Source organism: Burkholderia humptydooensis (genome assembly GCF_001513745.1).
GTDB classification, from domain to species: domain Bacteria; phylum Pseudomonadota; class Gammaproteobacteria; order Burkholderiales; family Burkholderiaceae; genus Burkholderia; species Burkholderia humptydooensis.
This window is the reverse complement of the sequence record NZ_CP013381.1, coordinates 241,456-259,415: the sequence shown is the minus strand read 5'-3', so window position 1 is coordinate 259,415 and position 17,960 is coordinate 241,456. Positions and strand designations below refer to the sequence as shown.

The 17,960-nt window shown below is 68.3% G+C and carries 8 protein-coding genes and 4 pseudogenes (1 of these 12 running past the window's edge); 3 read left to right on the top strand and 9 right to left on the bottom strand.

Annotation, left to right across the window (positions count from 1 at the left end):
- Nucleotides 1–152 precede the first annotated feature (152 nt).
- A pseudogene (locus AQ610_RS19330) lies at nt 153–428 on the top strand (GntR family transcriptional regulator); the annotation flags it as partial.
- Between the two features lie 282 nt (nt 429–710).
- Here the strand turns inward: AQ610_RS19330 and AQ610_RS34160 are convergent.
- Nucleotides 711–1,527 (bottom strand): annotated as a pseudogene (locus AQ610_RS34160) (IS5 family transposase).
- A gap of 317 nt (nt 1,528–1,844) precedes the next feature.
- Here AQ610_RS34160 and AQ610_RS19325 point away from each other — a divergent pair.
- Entirely contained in the window at nt 1,845–3,068 is a 1,224-nt protein-coding gene (locus AQ610_RS19325) for an IS110 family RNA-guided transposase (protein ID WP_043283425.1), read from the top strand.
- Between the two features lie 282 nt (nt 3,069–3,350).
- Here AQ610_RS19325 and AQ610_RS34155 read toward each other — a convergent pair.
- Nucleotides 3,351–3,840 (bottom strand): annotated as a pseudogene (locus AQ610_RS34155) (PDDEXK nuclease domain-containing protein); the annotation flags it as partial.
- Here AQ610_RS34155 and AQ610_RS36230 point away from each other — a divergent pair.
- Nucleotides 3,841–4,156 (top strand): annotated as a pseudogene (locus AQ610_RS36230) (integrase core domain-containing protein); the annotation flags it as partial.
- A 97-nt stretch (nt 4,157–4,253) separates the two neighbouring features.
- On the opposite strand, the gene AQ610_RS19310 reads toward AQ610_RS36230, so the two are convergent.
- The 7 genes from AQ610_RS19310 to AQ610_RS19280 all read right to left on the bottom strand — a co-directional run.
- Entirely contained in the window at nt 4,254–5,054 is an 801-nt protein-coding gene (locus tag AQ610_RS19310; RefSeq protein WP_045554678.1) for a thioesterase II family protein, read from the bottom strand.
- The gene (locus AQ610_RS19305; protein ID WP_043283376.1) at nt 5,051–5,965 is read right to left on the bottom strand and encodes an alpha/beta hydrolase; all 915 of its coding nucleotides are present in this window, start codon (nt 5,963–5,965) and stop codon (nt 5,051–5,053) included. Before AQ610_RS19305 ends, AQ610_RS19310 begins: the two co-directional genes overlap by 4 nt.
- A gap of 67 nt (nt 5,966–6,032) precedes the next feature.
- Nucleotides 6,033–6,938, bottom strand: a complete 906-nt coding sequence (locus AQ610_RS19300; RefSeq protein WP_006029660.1) for an NAD(P)/FAD-dependent oxidoreductase — start codon at nt 6,936–6,938, stop codon at nt 6,033–6,035.
- Between the two features lie 56 nt (nt 6,939–6,994).
- A complete protein-coding gene (locus tag AQ610_RS19295) occupies nt 6,995–7,960 on the bottom strand; it encodes a phosphotransferase family protein (protein ID WP_009916649.1) in 966 nt (321 codons plus the stop codon).
- Nucleotides 7,957–9,129 carry an acyl-CoA dehydrogenase family protein gene (locus tag AQ610_RS19290; protein WP_006029658.1) on the bottom strand — a complete coding sequence of 391 codons (1,173 nt, stop codon included), beginning with the start codon at nt 9,127–9,129 and terminating at the stop codon, nt 7,957–7,959. The genes AQ610_RS19295 and AQ610_RS19290 overlap by 4 nt, the downstream gene beginning before the upstream one ends.
- Nucleotides 9,126–14,897, bottom strand: coding sequence for a non-ribosomal peptide synthetase (locus AQ610_RS19285; protein WP_099975905.1), 5,772 nt, complete (start codon nt 14,895–14,897; stop codon nt 9,126–9,128). The genes AQ610_RS19290 and AQ610_RS19285 overlap by 4 nt, the downstream gene beginning before the upstream one ends.
- On the bottom strand, nt 14,894–17,960 hold the final stretch of the coding sequence (locus AQ610_RS19280) for a non-ribosomal peptide synthetase (RefSeq protein ID WP_082262297.1). The gene runs 6,179 nt beyond the window's last position; 3,067 of the gene's 9,246 nt are visible here — the last part of the coding sequence; its start codon lies off the right edge, out of view; its stop codon occupies nt 14,894–14,896. Before AQ610_RS19280 ends, AQ610_RS19285 begins: the two co-directional genes overlap by 4 nt.

The following is a 17,960-nucleotide window of genomic DNA, read 5'->3' as shown; positions in this document are numbered from 1 at the left end:
CGAGAAATAAATTGCGCGATCGGCGAGAAATTCTCAGCATCGTGCGACGCGGTGGACGGCGCCTCGCCGAACCGCGACGCGCCGCGCATCCGGCGGCATACTCGCGGTATGCCGAATCCGGCAATATCTGCCCGACCGAGGTAACCACTGCGATGGATATCGCGATTCACATCGAAGGCCGTCACGACCTGACGGGGCAAATCTCCCGCCAGCTGCGCGCGGCGATCGTCGACGGACGCCTCGCGGGCGGCGCGCGGCTGCCGTCGACACGCGATCTCGCGATGCAGTTCGGCGTGTCGCGCAAGACGACGCTCGACGCGTTCGAGCAGCTCATCGCGGAAGGCTACCTGTGGACGCGGCGCGGCGACGGCACGTTCGTCGCCGACGGCCTCGCGCGCGTGCCGTACGCGATCACGCCGACGATCGTCGCGGAGGATGGGGTGGCTTCAGAGTGCGCCGGGAGACCGGCAAGGAGTAGATGGTGCAAGTCCATTACGATGAAGGTGTAGCGATCCACATCGGCCCCGAGCCGTGCGCAGGCGTCCGCGAGGATGTCGGCGAAGCGTCGGCAGGGGAGCGTGCAGGCCATCCATTGAGCCGCGACATCTACGACATCCTGGGTGCCGACGTCGTTCTGAAGACGGAAGGCAACACGGCGGGGCGCGTCATCGCAAGCGCTTCGACGACCCGGCGCGGTCTAAGAGACGGTTTCATAAAGACTGCTGGGCTCGCCGCAGGGTATTCCAGCAGATCAGGCAGCAGCCGAGTTTGAGGAACGCTTCGTGAATGTCGGCGCGACGTTCAAAGCGAATACGTAGACGGCGGAAATGATGCAGCCAAGCATGAGTACGTTCGACGACCCAACGGACTTTTCCAAGGCCACTACCGTGCGGCTGACCGCGCCGCGCGATGCTGGTGGGGATGTTGCGCTCGTGAAGGATGCGTCGGTATTTGTCGTGGTCGTAACCACGGTCGGCGTAGACGCGGGCAGGACGGCTCAGAGGCCGTCCACGCACGCCGCCGATCGGCACAATGGCCTCGATCAGCGGAACCAGTTGGGTGACGTCGTTACGATTGGCGCCGGTCAGGATCGCCGCGATCGGCGTTCCGTTGGCGTCGGTGGCGATGTGGTGCTTCGACCGGGTCGAGCTCGATCGGTGGGGTTCGGGCCAGTTTTTCGCCCGCCCCAACCGCACGAATCGACGATGAGTCGACGACCACACGGGAGAAGTCGATCTTCTCGGCTGCTCGCAGTTTCGCCAGCAGCACCGCGTGCAGTCGATCCCACACACCGGCTTGCTGCCAATCGCGCAGCCTGCGCCAACAACTTACGCCTGAGCCGCATCCCATTTCGGACGGTAAGTCGCGCCAACGAATGCCCGTCTTCAGCACAAAAAGGATGCCCGTCAAAGCCGCACGGTCCGCTACCGGCTTGCGACCGGGGTACTTGAAGCGGCGCGGCTTTGGCGGAGGTAGCAGTGGTTCGACCAGTGCCCACAGTTCGTCATCAATGATTGGCTTACCCATCTCCTTGGCCCGTCTGTCACGACGGCCAAGGTTAACAGGATGCTGAAAAAGTTAACAGTTGTTCATCGGGCTTGGCCCGACCCCGAAGGATGAAGCGCACGATTCACGATTGCTACCCACGCCGGGGTAACATGGGCACGCGGCGGCAAACGAGGTCGGCCTGGGGAATGGTGCCCCGAGCCCGCTTAACAGTTGGACCCGCAGTCCTGCGCGCACCCCGGATTGTGACGACGGGCGGTCATGCCCGCGAGCACGCTTACCAGAATTCGATTACGAGGGCTGCTGTGCCGCTGCCATTGATCTGGCAGGAGGTCACTATGCAGGTTCTCTATCCTCGCTGCGCTGGACTCGACGTGCACAAGGACACCATCGTGGCCTGCGTGCGCTGCGTGTCCGCGCCGCAGTGTCACGAGGTGCGCAGCTTCGCTGCCACCACGAGCGGACTGCTAGCGCTGGCCGACTGGCTTGGCCTGCACGGCTGCACGCACGTCGCCATGGAAGCGACTGGCATTTATTGGAAACCGGTCTGGCACATCCTCGAAGGCCGGTTCGAGCTGGTCCTGGCCAATGCCAGGCACATCCGCAACGTCCCCGGACGCAAGACGGACGTGAATGACGCGACGTGGATCGCCGACCTGCTCGCACACGGCCTGATCCGCTCCAGCTTCGTGCCGCCTGCTGCGACACAGGAGTTACGCGACCTCACCCGCACGCGCAAACAGCTCGTGCGCGAGATCGCCCAGCACAGCCTGCGCATCCAGAAGGTGCTTGAGGATGCGAACCTGAAACTGGGCAGCGTGCTATCAAACGTGCTCGGTTGCAGTGGCCGCGCCATGCTCGACGCCATCGTCGCTGGCGAGGACGATCCTGAACGACTCGCTGCGCTCGCCCAGGGCAACGCACGCAAGAAAATGCCCGAACTGCGTGAGGCACTGCGTGGGCGCATTACCGCTCATCACCGGACGCTACTCAAGCTTCACCTGGGCGTCATCGAGGCCCTGCAACACACCCTCGCCGAACTGGACGTCACCCTGGGAAAAGCGCTGGCACCGATCCGGCAATGCGTCCGCCTGCTGAGCACTATCCCCGGCGTGAGTGACGTGACCGCCCAGGTCATCCTGGCCGAGGTCGGCGCCGACATGACCCGCTTCCCCGATGCCGCCCACCTGATCTCCTGGGCAGGCCTCTGTCCGCGGAACGATGAGAGCGCCGGCAAACGCCGAAGCACCCGCGTGCGCAAAAGCGCCACGTGGCTGAAAACCGCGCTCGTCACCGCCGCCTGGGCCGCCGTACGGGTGAAAAGCACCTACCTGCACGCCCAGTTCCTGCGTATCAAGGCAAGACGCGGTCCCAAGAAAGCCATCCTCGCCGTCGCCGCGTCCATCCTCACAGCGGTCTGGCACATGCTGTCCAACGGAGTCATCTATGCAGACCTCGGTGCAGACTACTTCTGTCGGCTTGACGCCGGAAAAACCATCCAGCGCCTGCTCAAGCGGCTTGCCGATCTGGGCTATCAGCCCCAGCCGACGCCTGACTCATGAACGCTTCTTACCAGCCCCTTGGACTCTTTTTGAAACCGTCTCTTAGGCCGCCGAGGCGATCGCTATCAAAGGCTCGCGAGGAACGCCATCTCACACGCCGAGCGCCTTGTGCGATGGGCACCTCGTGTTGACATCTTTGCTTTGCTCTACGATATGGCGAATGCTTCAAACAGGTGCGCTGGGAACTATTTGCCGACGCGCCGTCCGATCGACAACGCCGAATCTCGCGCTCCGCAGAAGCCGGCTTCGAGACGCTGTCGATGTTCGACAACGCGATGCCCATCATCGCGATTCCCGCTTGTCGTCGAGCCTGGCACGTGCGGCCGCGATCGATTGGTGCAGCTTCGCCTGCAGCGTCTCGCGTGGAGGCAGGCGACGTGGATACCGCTTTGGCCGAGTTCAAGCAATTCGATCTGCTCTTACTTCTTCCCGGCGCAGAGGATGATACCGATCGGCGGCGCTTCACCCGGTTCCAGTTCGTGCTTCGCGAGCCAGCGCAAGTACAGTTCCATCTGACTCTTATACTCGCCTTGAAGGAACCGAGTTTCAGCTCGATGGCGACGAGACGCTTGAGCTTGCGGTTGTAGAACAACAGATCGAGATAGAAGTCGTCGTCGTCGATCGGCAGCCGTTTCTGGCGGACAACGAACATAAAACCCGCGCCGAGCTCCAGCAGGAGCTGCCCCATCTCGCGCAGGATCGCATCTTCGAGATCGCACTCCAGATAGTGATCGTTGAGTCCAAGAAAGTCGAGTATGTACGGATCCTTCAGGCTGACAGTGAAATCGAGTGGCTGAGCGACAACGGTTCCTGCTACATTGCCGACAAGACGCTGACATTCTCGCGGGAAATCGGCCTGAAGCCGGTCACGACACCGGTCAGAAGTCCGCAGAGCAAATGGGATGGCCGAGAGCTTCGTCAAAACGATGAAGCGCGATTTCGTGTCGTGGATGCCCAAGCCCGACGTCGGGACCGCGCTGCAAAACCTGGCCATTTCATTCGACCACTACAACGAGTCGCATCCGCATAGCGCATTGAAATCCCGCCCGCCACGCGAGTTTCGCCAGCAAGCAAATTCTCCAACCTAAGCGTGATCGCCTGTCCGGTCATGCAGGGGCAAGTCCACGTCATGCCGGATTTTTCCACTTCCAAATGGAACAGTTTTATGGGCTAGGGTCAAAGTTATCAGACTTCTTGTTGTACGTGGATTCGAGGCAGGGTCAGATTTGACCTGCCCAGTTCGTCATTCAGAATATCGAACAGCCTCGTGCCTCGATCTCGCAGAAAGAAATGGCCTCCGGGAACAAGCTCCCCACGGAAGCCGCCCGTAGCGTAGGCCTGCCACGAATTCACCGCGTCGACGCTACCCGGTTCATCCCGCCCACCCAGCGCGACGAGCCGACAATCCAGGGGCGGACGCGACTTCGGCCGGTACGTCTCGATCGCCTCGAAATCGGCGCGCAGGATCGGCAGGATCATCTTGACGATGTCGGGCTCTGCCATCACGTCAGGTGGCGTCCCGTTCATCCGCATCACCTCATCGAGAAATCGGTCATCCGGCAGATCGTGGATCGGCGGCGCGTTGCCGGTCAGGTGTGGCGCGCCGCGCGCGGACACGACGAGACACGCCGGCTGCGGCAGCCTCCGGGCCTTCAGGCGCTGAGCGACTTCGAACGCCATACTCGCTCCCATGCTGTGACCGAACAAGGCATAGGGCAAATCCAGCAGCGGCGTGATGGCTTCCGTCACTTCGTCGGCCATTTCGTCCAATCGATATAGCAAGGCATCGTGAAATCGCCGGCCTCGACCGGGCGGATGCAGGGGCCGCACATCGACGGTTGCGGGGAACCGTTCCGGCCAGCCGCGAAACACGGTCGCACTTCCTCCCGCATACGGGAGGCAAAACAATCGCTGGGCGACGTCTCCTCTCGACGGCGCCGCATCGACCCAGGAACGGGCACAAGCCCGGGTCCGTCCGGATGTCATGGCGTCACCTTGCGAATGAAATCGGCCGCTTCCTCGATGGCCCGCTTCGCCTCAGGCAAATAAGGGGTGAGCGTGGGCCACGCATGCGGCAGCCGACGCCACACTTTGAAATTCACCGCGACGCCGGCAACACGGGCCTTTTCCGCCACACGCACGGCGTCGTCGAGCAGCACTTCGCTGTCGCTCGCCTGGATAAACAACGGCGGCAAATCCGTATAGTCCCCGTAGAGCGGCGAAGCAACCGGATGGTCGGCGACCGTGTCGCCGAGATAGTAGTGGGAGAAATTCGCGACCGCGACGGCCGTCAACATCACGTCGGATTCGTCGTTCTCCTCGAGTGACGCGCCCGTCGCCGCCAGATCCGTCCACGGCGAAAACAGCACCGCGCCGGCCGGCAACGGATCCCCCGCTTCGCGCAGCGACATCAGCAGCGCAAGCGCCAGCCCGCCCCCCGACGAATCACCCGCGACCACGATCCGGCCGGGCATCACGCCTTCGGCCAGCAGCCCGCGATACGCCGCCAGCGTATCGTTGACGGCGGCGGGGAACGGATGTTCGGGAGCGAGCCGGTAATCGAGCGAGAACGCGCGCGCGTCCGCTTCCCGTGCCAGCGCGGCCGCCACGGTCCGGTGCGTGAGGGGGGAACAAAAGCAATACCCGCCGCCGTGCAGATACAGGATGACCCGCCCGATCGCGCCGGGCCGCGGGGCGGTTTCCGGTTCGATCCACTCGCCGCGCACCGGATCCGCTTCGAGCTTGCGCACGCGCCAGCCGCGCGGCGGCTTCACTTCGCCGCGCGACCACTTCGCGCTGCGCGCACGCATTTCCTGGGCTGTCAAGGTCGGCTTGCGGGTCAGGGATTTGGCTGTCCTGCGCAACAGCCACGAGAAACACACGTTTTGCCAGCTCACTGTTCGGTTTCCGATAAAGAGAAAGATGAGCCCCCCGGCGCGATGACCGGAGCGGCGCGCACGCGCGTCACGCGAACACCAGCTTGCGATGCGCGGCCAGGCCCGCGAGCGCGCCATTGCCGATCGCGAGCGCCACGGTGCCGCCACGGTGCGTGATGTCGCCGCACGCGAACACGCCCGGCACCGAGGTCTCCATCGCATCGTCGGTGCGCACGTAGGGCCCCAGCGGCCCATCCTCGATCACGCAGCCCAGCTGCTCCGCAACGGGGCTCGACAGGCGCGTGCGATTCATCGTGAACAGCCCGTCGAACACGAACCGGCGACCGTCGGCGAGTTCGACAGTCGCGCGATCGACGATGCGCGCGATTCGTTCGCGCACGATCTCGACACCCCGCCGCGCGAGCGCCTCGCGCTGTTCGTCGTCCGGCTCGAAGCTGCCGTCGGTCAGGAACACGGTCTTGCCCCACTCGGGCATCAGCATCGCTGACAGGTAGGACAAGGGCCCGCTCCCGAGCACGCCGATGCGGCCCTGGTCCAGCTCGTAGCCATGGCAGTACGGGCAGTGGAAGACGCTTTGTCCCCACCGTTCGCGCACACCGGCCAAGTCCGGCAGTTCGTCAACCACGCCGAACGCGAGCACCACGTGCCGCGCGTCGTAGCGTTGTCCGGATGCGCAGTGAAGCGCGTAGCCGGTGCCGGCCGGCTCGGCCCGGGCGACCGTATCCGCGCGCCATTGCGCGTTCGGATAGGCGAGCAGTTGCGCCTTGCCTTCCGCCGCGATCGCGTCGGGCGAGCGTCCGTCCTGGCCGATCACGCCGTGCGAATGCGCGGCGAAGCGGTTGCGGCGCGTGCCCGCATCGATCACCAGCACGCGCCTGCGGGCGCGTGCGATCTGCAGCGCGGCGGATTGTCCGGCGTGACTGCCGCCGATCACGATGACGTCGAAGTGCGTCGTGGAACGTTCTGTGTCCATGGGTCAGGTGTCCGTTGTCAGGAAATGAATCTGGGCACGCGCGGGAGGTGCGGCCATCACAGCCGCCCGCTTCCGCAGGCTTGCGCCGCGCGATCGAGCAGCCAGCGCACGATCAGCCCGGCGCGCGGCACGCGCTGCCCTTCGGCGCGGCGTCGCCGCGCAAGCTGCTGCGTGATCACGGCGAGCCGCAGCAGGCCGTACGCATACCAGTAGGCGGGTTCCGTCACGTCGCGCCCGGCGGCGGCCGCGTACAGGTCGACCAGCGCCGCGCGCGTCGGCGCGCCCGGCGTGCAGCTCGGCCCAGGCGCGTCGAGCCGCAGCAGCGACGAATCGTCGCGCTCGATCCAGTACGCGAGCGCGGCGCCAAGATCGGCGAGCGGATGGCCGACAGCGGCCAGCTCCCAGTCCACGACACCCACCACGCGCGCGGGATCGCCCGGGTCGACGAGGATGTTGTCGAGTTTGTAGTCGTTATGGAGGAACGCGGCGGGTGCGGCCTCCGGAATCCGTTCGGTCAACCAGCGCGCGACGGCCTCGAAATCGGCGTCGACCGCCGCGCCCGCCTCCTCCGCGCTCCAGCGCCGCTGCCACTCGCCCAGGATGCGGCGCAGATAGTCGGGCGGCCGGTCGGCCGGCGCGATCTCGAGCGCGTGCAACGACGCGAGCGTCGCGATAAAACGTTCCGCGAGGCGGCGCACGGTGTCGGGCGCGAGCGGCCCGCACGCGGCCGGCACGACGCCGTCGAGCCGTTCGACCAGCAGCAGCGCGGCCTCGCCGTCGTCGCCCACCGCGAGCGGTTTCGGTGCAAGGCGAAACTGCCCGGCCAGCCGGGCAAGCACGGCAAAGCGGCGCTGCGCCTCCCGCGCACCGCCTTCCGGCAGCCGGTACGCGATGACGTCGCGTGCGCCGCCCTGCACCAGGAACACTTCGCTGGCCCGTCCGCCGCCTATGCGCGTTGCCCACGCGGCGGCGCCGGGTCGGCCGAGCGCCGCCATCGCGCGTTCCGCGATCCGCGCGCTCATGAGACCTCCCGCCGGAATCCGGCGAGCGCATGGCGCGCGACCAGCGCCTTGTGGACTTCGTCCGGGCCGTCGTAGATGCGGCCCGCGCGTTCGTGCCGCCAGAGCACGTTGAGGATCGTGTCGCCGCTCACGCCCAGCGCGCCCTGCACCTGCAGCGCATGATCGAGCACGGTCTGCGTCACGCCGGCCACGAAGAACTTCGCGATCGAGATGTCGATCTGCGCGCGCTCGTGCCGGTTCTGCAGGCGCGTCGCCGCCTGGGTCACGAGCAGCCGCGCGGCGTCGATCGACGCGCGGCACTCGGCGATCCAGTTCTGCACGGTCTGGCGCGACGACAGCGGCTCGCCCGCCGTCAGTTCGCGACGGCATGCGCGCCGGCACATGATCGCGAACGCGCGCTCGCACACGCCGATCCAGCGCGCGCAATGATGAAGCCGCCCGGTCGCGAGCCGCGCCTGCACGACGACGAAGCCTTCGCCGGGCTTGCCGAGCATGGCTTCCTCGCCGACCCGGCAGGCATCCAGCGCGAGTTCGCCGTGACTGGCCCAGCCGAATCCCTCGTCTCCCATCACGCGCAGGTTGCGCACGTGGCGAAATCCGGGCGCGTCGGTCGGCACGATGAAGGTGCTGGTGCGAGCATGCAGCGGCGCCGCCTCGTCGGTCACGGCCAGCACGATCGCGAATCCCGCGCGATCGGCGCCGGACGCGAACCATTTGCGGCCGCTCAGGTGCCAAGCGCCGTCGCTGAACACCGCCTTCGTCTTCAGCGACGACGGATTCGAGCCCGCGGACTCGGGCTCCGTCGCCGCGAAACAGCTGCGCACCTCTCCGCGCAGCAGCGGCTCGAGCCAGCGCCGGCGCTGTGCGGGGGTCGCGTACTCGAGCAGCACATCGATGTTGCCGGCGTCCGGCGCCTGGTAGTTGACCGCGTAATGGCCGAGCGGCGAGCGGCCGAGCAGTTCGCCCACCTCGACCAGTTCGAGCAGGCTCAGCCCCAGGCCGCCGTCCGCGCGCGACACCTGCGGCAGCCACAGGCCGCGCGCCCGGTTGGCCGCGCGAATGCCGCTCATCAGCCGTTCGACGGTCTCGAAATCACCGTCCGCGAGCGCCGCTTCCGGTTCCGCGAGCGCCGCCTCGACGGTGGCGAATGCCGTGACGCGTGTATTCATCGTTCTCCCTCCGATTCCATGACTGAAGCAGCGTGGCGCGCAGCGGCCCCGGCCGCGCGCAACGCGGCGGCAAGCCCGCTCACGAACGGGCGGCGCATGATGCCGACGTGATCGCCCGGCAGGCGGATTGCCGTCACCTCGTCTGAGACCACCGCGCGCCATCCGTCGACGAGCGCGTCGCGGCCGGGTGCGGCCGCGTCGCGATCCTCGCCGTCGGCCGCGACGATCACACGCAGCGCCCCCGTATAGCGGGTCGCCGGGGTGTAATCGGTCAGAGAATGCGCGATGAACGCGCGCACGCGGGCTGCGAATTCGGGCAGGCCGAGCGCGTCCGGCACGACGCCCGCCTCGATCAAGCGCGCACGCAGACGCTCGATTTGCCGCGCATCGTCGAGCGCGTCGAATTCGCGTGCGTCGAAGGCGAGCTCGGTATCGGCGAGGCGCGCGAAGCTGTTGCCGATCTCCGCTATCCAGCGGCCGCCCGACCAGTTCCACTTGAGCGACTGCTGCGTCGTGACGCCCGGCGGCAGGCTGTCGACCACCGCGACCCAGTCCACCGATTCGCCCTGCCCGGCCAGTTGCCGCGCGATCTCGAAGGCGACCCAGCCGCCGAATGAATGTCCGCCGAGACGGTACGGGCCGCTCGGCTGCACGCGCCGGATATCGGCGATCAGCGCGGCCGCCATCGATTCGACGCGGCTGGCGCCGGCGCCGCCTTCGTCAGGCCCGGGCAGCACCATGCCCCATACCGCGAAGGCGTCCGGCAGTTCGGCCGCGAGCGCGCGCAGATACGACACATGCCCGCCCGCGCCAGGCGCGAAGAACAGCGGCGGCGCATCGCCAGGCGCGGACAGCGCGACGAGCGCACCCACCTGCGCGCCGCTGTCGCCCGCGCCGTCGGTTTCGATCACGCGCGCCTGCTCGGCCACCGTCTGCGCCGTCAGCAGGCGGGCCACCACCTGCGCGTCGAGCCCGAACGCCCGGCCCGCACGGGAGCAGATCCGCAGCATCAGCAGCGAATCGCCGCCCAGCGCGCCGAAATCGATCGTATCGGACGGCACCTCGCGCTTGAGCACGGCCGCCCACAGCGCGTTCAGCTCGCGCCGCAGCGCCGCGCCATGGGGCCGTGCAACGGCGGACGCACGGGTCGAGGACGCGGCGCCTGCGGCCAGCGCCGCGTGCGTCGAGGCCTCGCTCCGGTGCGGGTCGCCGCTCGCGTTCGTCGCGCCGGCGGCATCCGCGTCGCGCATCGCGGGCGCGGGTTCGCCGAGCATCATGCGCAGCGCGTGCGTGTAGTGGCCCACGAAGCGGCCGACGGTCGCCGCCGAGAAATGCCGCCGCGACGGCACCAGCATGATCCGCAGCACGCCCTGCCGGCCGTCGAAGCTGCTTTGCACGACGAGCGGCACGTTCGTCATGTCGGTCGCGTAGCCTTCGGACACGTCGATGTCGCGCACGGCTTCCTCGAGCGCGCGGAAATGCGTGAAGTTGAACAGCACGTCGAACACGGTGCCGATCTGCCGATGCAGTTCGATCAGCGGGTAGCGCCTGCGGCTGAAGATCTCGAGCTCCGCCGCCTGCACCGCGCGCACCAGCTCCACGGCGTCGCGGGTGCCGGCCGTCAGGTCGAATGCGAGCGGCAGACTGTTCAGGAACAGGCCCAGCACGCGGTCGCCGTCGGCGCCCTCGCTGCGTCCGTTGAACACGACCCCGCTCGTGACCGCATGCATGCCCGTGATGCGCGACAGCGCGAGCAGATGCACCGTCAGCAGCACGCTTTTCACGGACGCGCCCGCGCGCGCGGCGAGCGCTTCGAGGCGCATCGACTGCGCGACCGAGATCGGCACTGCCATCGGCGCCGCGTCGCCTTCCGGTTCGCGCGCGAGCCGCGTGACCGGCAGCGCCTGAAGCCGCGCGCGCCACCAGTCGCGCAGCGCGTCCGACGCGACCGCCGCGCGTTCCTGCTCGACGAACGCGCGAAACCGGCTCGCGGGCGCGGTAAGCGTCAGCGGCCGGCCGGCCACCCGCGCCGTGTAATCGGAGATCAACTCGGAGAGCAGCAGGTTGAAGCTCCAGCCGTCGAGGATCGCGTGATGCTTGGTCACGCCGATATGCATCATGTCGTCGCTCAGACGATGCACGGCGAAGCGGATCAGCGGCGGGCGCGCAACGTCGAACCGCAGGCGCTGCTCGGCCGCGCGCCAGTCGCGGATCCGCGCGTCCTGCTGCGCCGGGTCGAGCCCGCGCCAGTCGCGCACCGTGAGCGGCAGCGGCACGCGGTGATGCACATACTGCAGCGGCTCGACGTCGGCGGCGAGATCGAACGCGGTGCGCAACGCCGGATGGCGCTCGAACGCGCCGTGCAGCGCCGCTTCGAGCGCGGCGGCGTCGAACGGCAAGGCCAAGCGCTGATCGCTGACGTTGTGATACGCGGCGTCGTTGCCGTGCCGCATCTCGTTGGCAAGCATCGCCATCTGCATCGCGCTGAGCGGATACGCGTCGTCGTATGCCTGGCCGCGCGACGGCGACGTGCGCGGGGCCGGGGCGGCGGCGGGCTGCGACGCGGCGCCAACCGGCCTGACGTGCGGCGCGAGCCGCTCGATGGTCAGCGACTGCATCAGGTCGTCGAGCGAGAAATCGATGCCGACCTTGTGCGCGGCCGACAGGATCTGGATGCTCAGGATCGAATCGCCGCCCAGCTCGAAGAAATTGTCCGTGACGCCGACCGGCGTGCGCTTGAGCACGGACTCGAACACCTCGGCGAGGGCCCGCTCGACCGCATTGCGCGGCGCGACGTGCGGCCGCGCCGCGTCGCCGTCCGCCGCCAGCGCATCGGCAAGCCGGCGGCGATCGAGCTTGCCGTTCGTCGTCAGCGGAATCGCATCGATCTCGATCAGGCGCGCGGGCACCGCATGCGGCGGCAGGCGCTGCGCGAGCCAGTCGCGCAGCGCGGCGACCGACACGCGCGCCGCGTCGCGCGGAACCACGAAACCCACCAACTGCGCATGGCCGTCGACAGTTGTGTCGTCGACCATGACCGCGGCACTCGCGACTGCCGCGTGCCGGGCCAGCGTCGCCTCCACCTCGCCCAGCTCGATCCGGAAGCCGCGGATCTTGACCTGATCGTCGATGCGGCCCAGGTAGTCGAGTTCGCCGCACGCGTCGAAGCAGCCGAGATCGCCGCTGCGATAGAGACGCGCGCCGGGCACGAACGGATCGGCGACGAAGCGCGCGCGATCGAGCTCGGGGCGGTTGTGATAACCGCGCGCGACGCCCTCTCCGCCGACGTGGATCTCGCCCGGCACGCCGGGCGGCACGGGATGTCCGGCGTCATCGAGCAGGTAGACACGATAGCCGGGCAAGGGCCGGCCGATCGGACTGCGCGACGCCTGCGCGTCGCCCGGGCCGAGCATGCGCTCGGTCACATGCACCGTGGTCTCGGTGATCCCGTAAAGGTTGACGAGCACAACGCCGTGCGCATCGCTCAGGCACGCGGCGAACTGGCATGGAATCGTCGCCTCGCCGCCGAAGAACACGTAACGCAGGCTGGCCGGCAGGGGCTGCCGCGCGTCGTCGAGCGCGCGCAGCAGTTGCTTGAACGCGGTCGGGGTCTGGCTCAGCATCGTGACGCCCGTGCGCGCCAGCAGCGCAAGAAACTCGCCCGGCGTGCGCGAGCAGCGGTACGGGACGACTTCGAGCCGTCCGCCGTGCAGCAGCGCGCCCCAGATCTCCCACACCGAGAAGTCGAACGCATAGGAGTGGAACTGGGTCCACACGTCCGACGATCCGATGGAGTAGGTCCGTCGCGTCGACGCGAACAGGTGGTCGACGTTGCGATGCTCGACGCACACGCCCTTCGGCTGCCCGGTGGAGCCCGACGTGTAGATCACGTAGCAGAGGTCCGCCGGCGAGGTGTCGCGCGGCGGCGGCGCATCGACGCGCGCGTCGGCCGCATCCGCGTCCGCGTCGTCGCGGATCGTCAGCCGCGTGCCGCCGAAGCTGTCGAAGCGTTCGCGCTGCGCGTCGTCGCAGATCAGCACGCCGGCTGCGATGTCGTCGAGGATCCACGCGAGGTGCTCCGGCGGATAGTCGAGATCCAGTGGGACGTAGAACGCCCCCGCCTTCAGCACGGCAAGGATCGCGACGATGCTGTCGAGGCCGCGCTCGAACGCGAGCGCGACCGGCACGTTGCCGCGCACGCCCGCCGCGTGGAGCCGCCACGCGAGCCGATTCGCGCGCCGATCCAGCTCCGCGTAGCTCAGCGCCTGGCCGTCGCACTGCACGGCGACCGCGTCCGGCCGCACCCGCGCATGGTCCTCGAAGCGTCGATGCAGGCACCTCCGCACCGGGTCGGCGGCGGGCCGCGCCTCCGCGTTCCACTGCGCGACCAACGCGCGGGCCGCCTCGCCGCCGAGCAGCGAGACCTGCCCGACGCGCAGCGCCGCACCGCCGCGCAGGAACTGGTCGAGCAGCGCAGCAAGCATCCCGAGCAGGCGCGCCACCGACGCTTGCGCGAGGCGCTGCCGATCGAAGTGCACGCGCAGGCACAGGCGCTCGCCGGGAATCGCGACGACGGTCAGCGGGTAGTTGGTCTGTTCGACGACCTCGACGTCAGTCACGCCCAACTGCTCGCGATAGCGGTTCGCCGCCGCGTGCGCCGGATAGTTCTCGAACACCACGAGGCTCTCGAACAGCGGCGCGCCGGGCACGATGCCGCTCCAGCCCGGGATCGCGTGCAGCGGCGTATACGCATACGCCTCGGCCTCGACGTGCTGGCGATGCAGATGCCGGAGCCAGTCGCCGAGCGTGAGCGTGGGGTCGATGGCCACGCGCGTCGGCAGCGCGTTGACGAACAGCCCGACCATCTGCTCGACGCCGCGCAGTCCGGCAGGCCGGCCGGAGACCGTGGTGCCGAACACCACGTCGTCGCGGCCGCTCGCGCGCCCGAGCAGCAGTGCCCACGCGGCCTGGATCACGGTGCTCGGGGTGACCTCGCAGGCGCGCGCCAGCCGTTGCAGCGCATCGCTCGCCCCCGGATCCAGCAGCCGTTCGAGCACGCCGTGGCCGCTCGCATCGCCGGGCCGTGCGTCGTCGGCGAGTGGCAAGGGCGTGGCCGCACGGACGTCGCCCAGGCGCGCGCGCCAGAAGGCCTCGGCCGCGGTGCCGTCCTGCGCGTCGAGCCAGCGCAGGAACGCGCTGTACGGTTGGGGCGGCGGAAGGGCCGGCGCGTCGCCGCGCCGGTACGCGTCGTAGCAGGCCAGCGCTTCCCCGAGCACGATCTGCACTGACCAGCCATCAAGCAGCAGATGGTGATAACTCCATACGAATTCGTAGCGTTGCTCCCCGGTGCGAAACAACGCGCAGCGCATCAGCGGCGCGCGGCTCAGGTGAAAGCCCGGCCGCCGGTCCGCCTCGCGGTAGGCCGCGAGGCGGCGCTGCTGTTCGTCGTGGTCGAGGTGCCGCCAGTCCTCTTCGGCCCACGGCAGTTCGACGTGACGGAAGACGACCTGCACCGGCCTCGACGGCCCGTCCCACAGAAAGCCGGTGCGCAGCACACCGTGGCGCGCGACCACCGCTTCGAGCGCGCGCCGGTAGTCGGCGACGTCGAGCGCGGCCTGGAAGGTGCAGCCGACCTGTTCGTAATAGACGCCGGAATCCGGCGCCCTCAGCGTATGAAACAGCAGGCCCTGCTGCGTCGGCGTCAACGGCAGCATCGTCTCGACATTCGAGCGGGCTTGCTGGGCGGTGTTCGACAAGGTTGGATTCATGGCTGTTCGTTCAATAGCTGGAGCACTTCGTCGATATCACACTGGTCGAGATGGGCGAGCGGCAGGTCCGATGGCGTGAGGCCCCCCGCCTGCGGCGACAGGCAGTGGCTGAGCACCGCGTCCAGCGCCGTACGGAAGCGGTCGGCAAGGGCCGTGATCGTGGCCGCTTCGTGCAGCGCGCTGCTGTAGAGCCAGTCGACGTGCAGGCGGCCGTCGTGAACCTGCGCCACGACGTCGAGCGCATAGCGCCGCCGCATCGCGGCCGAGCGTGTGCCGCCGGGCGGCTCGCCGAGCCACGTGGCGCGCGGCTCGCCGCCTTCGTCCAGCCGCCATTGGCCGAGATAGTTGAAACAGATCGTGCGATCGTATCCGCCCAGTTCCGGTGCCTTGATGCCGTGACGCAGCGCGCCGTAGCCGATCCCGCTGTGAGGCACGCCGCGCATCTGCTCCTTCACCGACTTCAGGTCGCGCGACAACTCGCCGCTCAACGGCAGGCGCAGCGGATACAGGCTCGTGAACCAGCCGACCGTTCGCGATACGTCCACGCCCGCCAGACCATCCCGGCCGTGGCCTTCGAGGTCCAGCACGCATTCGGCGGTGCCGGTCCAGTCCGACAGCGTGCGCGCGAGCGCCGCGACCAGCAGTTCTTCAGGACGCATCCGGTACGCCTCACCTGCTTGCCGCAGCCAGCGTTCGGTCGTCTCCGCATCCCAGTGCAGCGATACGCGCGATTCCGTGCCGACGACGTTTGCCGATGCCTTATCGCCGTCAGTCGGCAACAGCATGCCCGGCACGTCCCTCTCTTGCCAGTACCTCAGCTCCGATTCCGGCAACGTGCGCGACCACTCCGACATCTCTCGCGACCACGCCTGATACGACACGGTCTTCGCCGGCCACTTCACCGCTTCGTTCTTTTGCAGCGCTGCATATCCGCGCCACAGGTCCTCCAGCAGAATCCGCCACGACACGCCGTCCACCGAGGCGTGATGCACCAGCCACAGCAGTCGCCAGCCTTGCTCCATCCGGTACAGGCGCGCCGCCCACAGGCTCGGACCGCTCAATCGAAGACCGACCTGCAATTCAACTGTGCTCGCTTCCAGGCATGCCTCGGCCTCCGCCTCGCCGAGACCACGCAGATCCTCGATGCGCACCTCGACCGGCGCACCCGCAGCGCTGTCCTGATGCCACGCGTTTCCGTCATGCCGCCACGCGATCCGCAATGCATCGTGATGCTGCGCGACCGCTTGAAGCGCGGCAATCAACACCTCGGCCTCGACATGCTCGCGCAGCCCCAGATATGCCCCCTGGCTGAACTGTTCCCAGTCCTTCCCCGGCCAGCCGAGATACCATGCCTGGATCGGGCTCGGCATCACTTCGCCCTGCACCTCACCCTGCTCCGCCATCACACCGCGCACTTCTTCCGCCTCGCCACCCTGCGCGGCCAGCTCGGCGATCGTCGGATAGCTGAACACCTGCTGCGGACTGATGCGCAGCCCCCGTTCCGCCGCACGCGACGCCATCTGGATACTCAGGATCGAATCGCCGCCGAGCGCGAAGAAGTTGTCCCGCACCCCCACACGCTCAAGCCCGAGCAGCCCTTGCCAAATCTCCACCAGCGCGGCCTCGGCCTCGTTGCCCGCCGCCACCGTCCCAACCTCTACCACCGGCTCCGGCAGACGCTTCCGATCAACCTTCCCGTTCGCGCTCAGCGGCACGCTGTCGAGCGCCATGACCGACGCGGGCAGCATGTAAGGCGGCAAACGCCGCGCAAGCGTGTCGCGAATCGCCGCAAGGTCGAACGTCGCGTTCGCGCGCAACAGCACATAGCCCGCGATCATCCGCCGCCCGTCGCGCTCGAACACCGACGCCACCCCGCGTTCGACGCCCGGTGCCGCCGCGAGCGCGGCCTCGATTTCGCCGATCTCGATCCGGAAGCCGCCGATCTTGACCTGATCGTCCACGCGCCCGAGGAATTCGAGATTGCCGTCGGCGAGCACGCGCGCGCGGTCGCCCGTCCGGTACATCCGCTCGCCCGGCACATGCGGGTTGTCGACGAACCGGTAAACCGTCAGATCGGGCTGGCCGAGATAGCCGAGCGCCACCCCCGCGCCGGCAATCCACAGATCGCCTGGCACGCCGATCGGCACCGCCTGCAGCGACGACGACAGCACGTAGAGGCGCTGCCCCGGCAAATGACGGCCGTACGGCACGAACGCGGCGTCGGGCGCGAGCCCTCGCGTGTCGTACCAGCACGACCAGATGGCCGCCTCGGTGGCGCCGCCGAGCGCCAGCACTTCCGGATCGGAGATCGCGGCCGCGCGAATCTGCGCGGGCAGCCCGACCGGCACGCGATCGCCGCTCAGCATCACGAGCTTCAGCGAGGGCGGCAACGTGCGATCGCTCTGCCGGCATTCGAGCAGCAGCAGTTCCATCACGGCCGGCACGGATTCCCAGACCGTCGCCCGCTCGCGCGCCATCAGGTCGAGCCACACGCCCGGCGCGACCGTCGACGACTCCGGCGCGAGCACGACCGCGGCGCCCGCCGCGAACGCCCCGAAGAAATCGAACACCGACAGGTCGAAGCCCGCCGCCGACACGCACATCAGCCGGTCGGACGCGCCGATCGCATGACGGCGCAGGATCGCCTCGATCGTCAGCGACGCGGCGCGGTGCGTGATCATCACGCCCTTCGGCTTGCCGGTCGAACCCGACGTGAACATCACGTAGGCGAGATCGTCGAGCGCGACCTCGGGCAGCGCGGCATCGGCTGCCGCGCTCTCGTGCGCGTCGATGACGATCGCGCGCGCCGCGACGCCATCGAGCAGCGACAGATTCGCGCGCGTCGTCAGCACGTACCCGACCGTCGCGAGCACATCGCGCAGGCGCCCCGGCGGCATCGCGGGATCGGCCGGCACGTAGGCGCAGCCCGCGCGCATCACGCCCGAATACGCGGCAACCGTGCGCGTGCCGCGCGGCAGCAGCACGGCGACCGGCTCGCGCCGCGCGCCCGCCGCCGCGACCGCCCGCGCGACACGCAGCGTCTCGTCGGCCAGCTCGCGATAG

What these genes read in the sequence shown, in the direction of transcription:
- AQ610_RS19325 (WP_043283425.1), top strand. Translation starts at nt 1,845, where the DNA reads ATGCAGGTTCTCTATCCTCGCTGCGCTGGACTCGACGTGCACAAGGAC.
- AQ610_RS19310 (WP_045554678.1), bottom strand. Translation starts at nt 5,054, where the DNA reads ATGACATCCGGACGGACCCGGGCTTGTGCCCGTTCCTGGGTCGATGCG.
- AQ610_RS19300 (WP_006029660.1), bottom strand. Translation starts at nt 6,938, where the DNA reads ATGGACACAGAACGTTCCACGACGCACTTCGACGTCATCGTGATCGGC.
- AQ610_RS19295 (WP_009916649.1), bottom strand. Translation starts at nt 7,960, where the DNA reads ATGAGCGCGCGGATCGCGGAACGCGCGATGGCGGCGCTCGGCCGACCC.
- AQ610_RS19290 (WP_006029658.1), bottom strand. Translation starts at nt 9,129, where the DNA reads ATGAATACACGCGTCACGGCATTCGCCACCGTCGAGGCGGCGCTCGCG.
- AQ610_RS19285 (WP_099975905.1), bottom strand. Translation starts at nt 14,897, where the DNA reads ATGAATCCAACCTTGTCGAACACCGCCCAGCAAGCCCGCTCGAATGTC.